Genomic DNA, 3,462 nt, shown 5'->3' with positions numbered 1-3,462 from the left:
TCTCGCTGTCAAGAACAAAGTAAGAACATAATGCTGACCGACCATCCTGAGCCCTCGTCCTTCGAGACGCTTCGCTCCTCAGGATGAGGGCGGAGGGTTTGCGAGGGATGGCGCGGAAGGCCGGAACAGATCCTAGATCAAGTCCGGGATGGCCACGGCGTGGCGTCGTCCGAACCGCGCGCTCACTCTCCCAGGCGGGTGCGCAGCGTCGCCGGAGATCATTTGACAAACGCCTTGAGGTGTAGGAGCCTCGGTTCATCATGTTGAGCTTCTTACGATACCGTCGCGGCCTGCATCGGGCGGGCAACCTCATCGCGGGCAAGTAGCCCCGAGCTCAACGCGCGTCCGCGCCCCCGAGCTCGGGGCGCTTTCCCAGTGATCTGACATGCAGCACGTCCCACGGGGCCGGGTTGCCGCTACGTGCACCGCGCCTCTCGAGGCTCGCACCCTGCGCCGGATCACCCGGGCCCTTCGCCTCACCGCAGCGTCGCCGGCGAAGCTATCTGAAACTTCGATGCGCGAGCGCATCGCTCCCCCGAACGACCGGAATTCGATGACGGTTCCGGCGCCCATTGCAGCGCCTCGCGCTGCGGCACTTTCATGAGCAGGAGACAGGACATGTCCAGAAAAGCATCCGGCACCGCCAAGCCACGGATCACGCTGACGGCGGCCGATTATGACAAGCTGACAAAGCTGGCAGAGGCGGCCATGCACACGATGCCGGATGTCGCCCAGGAGCTCTCCGGCGAACTCGACCGGGCCCATGTCCTGGCTGGCGGGAAGCAGCGCCCGGACGCCGTCCATATGAGCTGCGAGGTCGATTTCCGGGACGATACGACCGGACGGGTGCAGACCGTGACCCTGGTCTACCCGCACGAAGCCGACATCGCGAAGGGACGGGTCTCGGTGCTGACCCCGATTGGAACCGCCCTCATCGGCCTCCCGATCGGTCAATCCATCGACTGGACCACGCGCACCGGCGAAACGCGCCGATTGACGGTCCTGCAGGTCAGGAGCCCGGCCGCGATGGAGCGCGAGCCGGTCTGAGCAAGCTGTGTTTAGACTTGCACAAGGCATGCCTGATGTCGTTCCAGCGAGGGCATCAGCCAAGCGGGATCCATGGCAGCTTGCTTGGTCATGGATCCCCCTCCTCGCTGAGCTCTCCTAAAATGACATCCGACGGATATGCACCACTTTCACAGGAGAAGCCTGGAGATGTTTCAACAAAAGTGGAGCGGCGATTGTCTCCTAAGGTCCGTCCTGGCCTATCCTCCAAGTTACGTTCACTGACGCGGTAAATTCGACGATCGATGGTGGAACGATCTGGACAGAGTAAGGACCGCCGCTACCCGCACGCCTAGCCGGAAGATCTGCTTCCCCCTCCGGGGACCGTGCTTCTCCGTCCGTGATCGCAACAATTTGGCCTAGCTTCAAGTTAACCGGTTCAGCATATGCCCGCGCTTGCTCGCGTGCATCGAGCATCGCGGCACGCCGAGCATGATTCAAAGCTGCGCGCTCCTGAAGAACATTGAACTGAACAGTCTGAAGATTGAAGAGGGCTGAAGCGGCCAATTTTGTTACGACCTGATTGAGGTTTTCAAGAGAGGTTGTCCTTAAATGAAACTCGGTCGTAGCTGTATAGCCTTGAATGATGCTCTCAGGACGCAACCCGCGTGCCAACTCTTCAGAGGTTACAGGTTTCAAGAACCTATTCTCACTCGTTCTGAAGTTGCTCTTCTCGATCTCCAGACCTGATGATCTTAACTCCTGTAGGACTGCTGCGGCCCGGGCAGCTCGTTCGCCGTGCTGTCGCATAGCTGCTTCCAAGCTTTTTTCTTCGGTTGCAACCGTGGCACGGAAACGGGCGACATCCGGCTTTGCTTCATAGGTGCCTCTCCCAAGTACTGAGAGGATAGGTTCTCGCCCGCCATCGGAAGATATCGGTTCAGCAGCGGCTGGAACAACACTACCGCAGGAAACAAGAGCTACGAGAACAGAGCGCAAAATCATGACCAGCCAGAATTATAAGAGAGACGGAGCGCCATATTCTAAATCTGTACAATTATTTAATGTTATTTCATACCATAAATTGATGCTAACTTTCTGGTGCTCTTCACCAATTTGCTCTCTCAGGCCCGCAGCAGCAGCGCCGTCGTGTCGTCGCTGGACTTGAAGCGCGGGAAGAGCCGGCCTTCCGGGTCGCGCTCGGTCTCGATCTCCCGCGCCAGCTTCGCCAGGCTTTCGAGGCCCGTGGCGAGGGCGGCTTCCATCAGGGCCTTGGCGTCCATGGCCCTGTAGAGATCGACGAGGGCCGAAAAGCCGTCCGAGGCGAGGAGGATCGCCGTTCCCTCTTCGCAGGGCGCCGTCTCGTGGCGCAGGCGGCCGACCGCATCGGGGTCGAGGCTCAGGAGCGCCGCCGGTACGCCGCTTTTGCGCTGGCGCTCCCGGCGCTCGCCGAGCCATGCGAGGAAGACGGGCTCGTCGAGGATGGCCGTCGGCCGGGAGCCTGCCTGCCGCATCAGTTCAGCCGCCTTCGAAGCCTCCGCCTCGCGCAGGCCGGGGGCATCGCCCAGGACCTGCACCGATCCGTCCGGCTGGCGGAGATAGGCCGTGGTGTCGCCGAAGGTCCAGGCGTCGAGAACGCTGCCGTTGCGGCGCACTAGCGTCATGGCTCCGAGAGGCCAGGCGACGAAATCCTCGTGCCGCTCTGCGGGCGCGACGGCCCGATAGGCGGTGCGGGCCTCCTCCATGACGTGCCGCAGGAGGGCGACTCCATCCTGCGCCTGCGGGGCGAGATCGGAGAGCCGCTCGTTCGCGAACCGGGCGAGCCAGGCGGCGTCGCTCTTCTCGTGCATGACGGGCTTGGTGCCGGGAAAGATCGATGTATCGATCACCCAGGCCCAGTCGCCGGAGACGCCGCAGATGTCCTCGTTGGGCTTGTCCGGGTGCCCCGGCCAGCTGATCCGATCCAAAACAGTGAACATTGTCGCATCGCCCCTCGTCAAATCCGCCTGATGACCCCATAAAGCAAAGCTTAAGGGAAGGTCCAGCCGATGCTCCTCGACTACATATCCGCCGCTCTCGTGACCCTACTCGTCACCCTCGACCCGGTGGCTCTGGCGCCGATTTTCGTCTCGCTGACCCGGGGGATGAACGCACAGGAGCGCCGCCGGGTCTCGATGCGGGCCTGCATGATCGCCTTCGGCATCCTGGCCTTCTTCGGTCTGGGGGGCGAGGTGCTGCTGCGGCTTCTCGGGGTCGGCATTCCGGCCTTCCGCATCTCCGGCGGCCTGCTGCTGTTCTGGATCGCCTTCGAGATGGTGTTCGAGCGCCGCAACGAGCGCAAGCAGCATACGGCCGACATCGCCATCACGGAGGATCATATCCGCAACGTCGCGGCCTTTCCGCTCGCCATTCCGCTGATGGCGGGTCCCGGCGCCATCACGGCCAAAAAAAAAAAAT

At 62.0% G+C, this 3,462-nt stretch carries 3 protein-coding genes and 1 pseudogene (1 of these 4 cut by a window edge); 2 read left to right on the top strand and 2 right to left on the bottom strand.

Features of this window, described 5'->3' with window-relative positions; genetic code table 11:
- The first annotated feature begins 618 nt into the window (after positions 1-618).
- The gene (gene rnk, locus OC446_RS28940) at positions 619-1,047 is read left to right on the top strand and encodes a nucleoside diphosphate kinase regulator (protein WP_262032380.1); all 429 of its coding nucleotides are present in this window, start codon (positions 619-621) and stop codon (positions 1,045-1,047) included.
- Between the two features lie 201 nt (positions 1,048-1,248).
- Here rnk and OC446_RS28935 read toward each other — a convergent pair whose 3' ends face one another.
- Complete coding sequence (locus OC446_RS28935) at positions 1,249-2,010, bottom strand: SIMPL domain-containing protein (RefSeq protein WP_262032379.1); 762 nt, start codon at positions 2,008-2,010, stop codon at positions 1,249-1,251.
- 119 nt (positions 2,011-2,129) lie between these two features.
- A complete protein-coding gene (locus OC446_RS28930) occupies positions 2,130-2,984 on the bottom strand; it encodes a protein phosphatase 2C domain-containing protein (protein ID WP_262032378.1) in 855 nt (284 codons plus the stop codon).
- Between the two features lie 69 nt (positions 2,985-3,053).
- Between OC446_RS28930 and OC446_RS28925 the strand changes: the two are divergent.
- Positions 3,054-3,462: pseudogene (locus OC446_RS28925) on the top strand (MarC family protein) (it continues 200 nt past the right edge of the window).

The sequence above is a fragment of the Microvirga sp. Mcv34 genome (assembly GCF_024519725.1).
Taxonomy (GTDB): Bacteria; Pseudomonadota; Alphaproteobacteria; order Rhizobiales; family Beijerinckiaceae; genus Microvirga.
The sequence above is the reverse complement of the archived record's forward strand: the minus strand, read 5'-3'. Positions and strand labels throughout refer to the sequence as shown.

What these genes read in the sequence shown, in the direction of transcription:
- rnk (WP_262032380.1), top strand. Translation starts at nt 619, where the DNA reads ATGTCCAGAAAAGCATCCGGCACCGCCAAGCCACGGATCACGCTGACG.
- OC446_RS28935 (WP_262032379.1), bottom strand. Translation starts at nt 2,010, where the DNA reads ATGATTTTGCGCTCTGTTCTCGTAGCTCTTGTTTCCTGCGGTAGTGTT.
- OC446_RS28930 (WP_262032378.1), bottom strand. Translation starts at nt 2,984, where the DNA reads ATGTTCACTGTTTTGGATCGGATCAGCTGGCCGGGGCACCCGGACAAG.